The sequence below is a fragment of the Streptomyces alkaliphilus genome, from assembly GCF_014141535.1.
Classification (GTDB): domain Bacteria; phylum Actinomycetota; class Actinomycetes; order Streptomycetales; family Streptomycetaceae; genus Streptomyces; species Streptomyces alkaliphilus.
In genome coordinates this window covers 1-729 of the sequence record NZ_VKHT01001559.1, presented here as the reverse complement: position 1 = coordinate 729, position 729 = coordinate 1, and the positions used below count along the sequence as shown (strand labels likewise).

Annotated in this window: 1 protein-coding gene and 2 pseudogenes; all 3 read left to right on the top strand. The window is 66.0% G+C overall.

What is annotated here, in order from left to right; genetic code table 11:
* Window positions 1-143: pseudogene (locus FNQ90_RS25670) on the top strand (roadblock/LC7 domain-containing protein); the annotation flags it as partial.
* A gap of 86 nt (window positions 144-229) precedes the next feature.
* Entirely contained in the window at window positions 230-640 is a 411-nt protein-coding gene (locus FNQ90_RS25665) for a DUF742 domain-containing protein (protein WP_143624019.1), read from the top strand.
* Window positions 621-729 (top strand): annotated as a pseudogene (locus FNQ90_RS25660) (ATP-binding protein); the annotation flags it as partial. The gene FNQ90_RS25665 and the pseudogene FNQ90_RS25660, both read left to right, overlap by 20 nt.

Genomic DNA, 729 nt, shown 5'->3' with positions numbered 1-729 from the left:
ATGGTTCCTCGTTGGCGGTGTTGGCGCATCCGGATGCCGACATCGGTCTGGTGGGGTATGAGATGGCGTTGTTGGTGGACCGTGCGGGTGCGGTTCTGACGCCTGATCTCCGCGCCGAACTCCAGGGTAGTCTGCTCAACTGAACCGAACGCTCCCCCCACATGAGCACCAATCAGGCCGTCAGGCACACGACTCGCAACGCCGATCTCATGTCACCTCCGGAGGAGCTATGACCACCCCGCCACCGTCGCAGGGCTCGTACGGTGACCGCCATGGCGGTGCCTATGACGACGAGGGCGAACAGCCGTTGGTGCGTCCTTACGCCATGACCGGGGGGCGGACGCGTCCCCGGTACCAGTTGGCGATCGAGGCCCTGGTGAGCACCAGTGCCGAACCGGTGCAGCTCCAGGGACTGCTCCCCGAGCACCAGCGGATCTGTCAGCTCTGTCTTCCGGAGGTCAAGTCGGTCGCGGAGATCTCCGCGTTGCTCTCCATCCCCCTTGGTGTGGCCCGGATCCTCGTCGCCGATCTGGCGGAGGCCGGGTTGGTCGCCATTCATCAGCCGGGAGACGGCGATTCGGCCGGCCAGCCGGACGTGACGCTGCTCGAAAGGGTGCTCAGTGGACTTCGCAAGCTCTAGCGGTGCGGCCGGGGCGGCTCCGGCTCGTTCCACGACTTCGGCGAAGATCGTGGTCGCCGGTGGGTTCGGTGTGGGCAAGACCACGTTCG